The 1,524-nt window shown below is 55.4% G+C and carries 1 protein-coding gene; it reads left to right on the top strand.

The window, feature by feature from the left end; translation table 11 throughout:
* Positions 1-227 precede the first annotated feature (227 nt).
* Positions 228-1,427, top strand: coding sequence for a hypothetical protein (locus AVMA1855_RS26450; protein ID WP_284428000.1), 1,200 nt, complete (start codon positions 228-230; stop codon positions 1,425-1,427).
* Positions 1,428-1,524 lie beyond the last annotated feature (97 nt).

The raw sequence follows: 1,524 nt of genomic DNA, 5'->3' as shown, positions 1-1,524 counted from the left end.
GTTGCTTCACCAGCTTCACCGCTTCCCGTTTGAACTCGTCCGTAAATGCTCTTCTCGTCCTTGGCATGTTTGCCTCCTAAACACATCATGTCATTCGATGTGTCCGGGAAACCGGGGGAAGCCCACTGAGCATCCTTCGCTCGTGGAAGCGCACCATAGACAAGCACGTGCGTGAAGCCACTTTAAAGAACATGGCTGGGCACTCCACCTTTCACAAGGAGCTCCGCTTGGCGATTGCTGAATCCGGGAAGAGCCTTAAGGAAATTGCAAAGGCTATCTACTTGGACATCAAGTCTTTGACGGGATGGCATGAGGGAGTAATGCCAATCTTTAAGGCGATTCCCGCCGTCCGGCGACTGGAGATCTATCTAGGAGTGCCCACTGGCTTCCTCGAGAAGAAGATCGTTTTTCAGAAGGAACATGAGCCGAAGGCGGCGCAAGCGCTCGCCGACCGTTACGAAGTACGAGCGCGCGAGGCCCGAAAGGACCCATATTACGTCGCGACCTCAGACTTCAGTGCGCAGTTGTTGTTCGAGTGGTGGGCGTTTATGGCCTACAAGACTCAGATGCACCCCATCGGACTGAAACGTTCAAAGCGAGCTGCTTGGCGGGTTCTGCCAGCTGAGAAAGCTGGCATCGGCGTGAGGGATGAACTGCTTGTGTGTGCTGCACCCAATATGGTCGCGTCGAGTGCACTGCGCACGTTGCTCTTTCTTCGGGGCTATTTTGGATTTCTGACAAAGCCGACCACCGGAAATCGCGCGACGAGTGGCTTAGGTTTGAAACTTGAGGACGTGGGAACTCTCGCGTCTTTGGCTATACCGGAGTTTGTGGCTGCTTACATGGAGTTCGTCAAGGCCCGTTCTGGAAATCTTCTTCACAACGGACACGGAAACGCAGCAGGAATCATTGTTGGTGTTTGCCGGGAGATTGAGGGATACCTTTGGCAGCAACCTGAAGTTTTCGAAGAGCGGGTCGCGCAGTTTGCAAAGAATCGTCCGTGGCACACGCTTTGCCAGCAAACGGTGGCCGTTTGCAAATCGTGGCAGGCCGCCTCTGCCGGAAAGAAATCTCGCGATCCCAAAGAGCTTCTGCAGCCGTTGTTCGCGCTGAAAGACATACTGGCTCCATTCAAACGGGCTATTCAGAAGCTTGACTTAGCGGCTGCCGCGGCCGTGCCTGGGTCTGTTCATCAGGCCCTATTCAAGCGCGACGCCCTCATTCTCGGGCTCAGTCTCTTCAACCCTTTGCGCCACCGCACTCTGACCATCACAAAGTACATTGCCCCGGGTCAGCAGAGTGATCTCATCAGCAACCTTTTTCAGGCGGAGGACGGCCACTGGTGGCTGCGCTTCGAAAAAGGCGACTTCAAGAACGATGAGTCAAAGCCTGAGGACTATGGGAGCCTCTCACAACCCCATGTTTGACGAATCCGAACAGGAATGAGTGGGCGCCAGCAGCCGTTTGAGCGTGATGAGGCCCAGCAGCGGTCTGCGCCTGGGTGCATGAGGGGCCTTGCAGGCC

Origin of the sequence: Acidovorax sp. SUPP1855 (genome assembly GCF_030158955.1) — a bacterium.
In the GTDB taxonomy this organism is placed as follows: domain Bacteria; phylum Pseudomonadota; class Gammaproteobacteria; order Burkholderiales; family Burkholderiaceae_C; genus Paracidovorax.
Note: the sequence above shows the minus strand (reverse complement) of the source record. Positions and strands in the feature narration are given on the sequence as shown.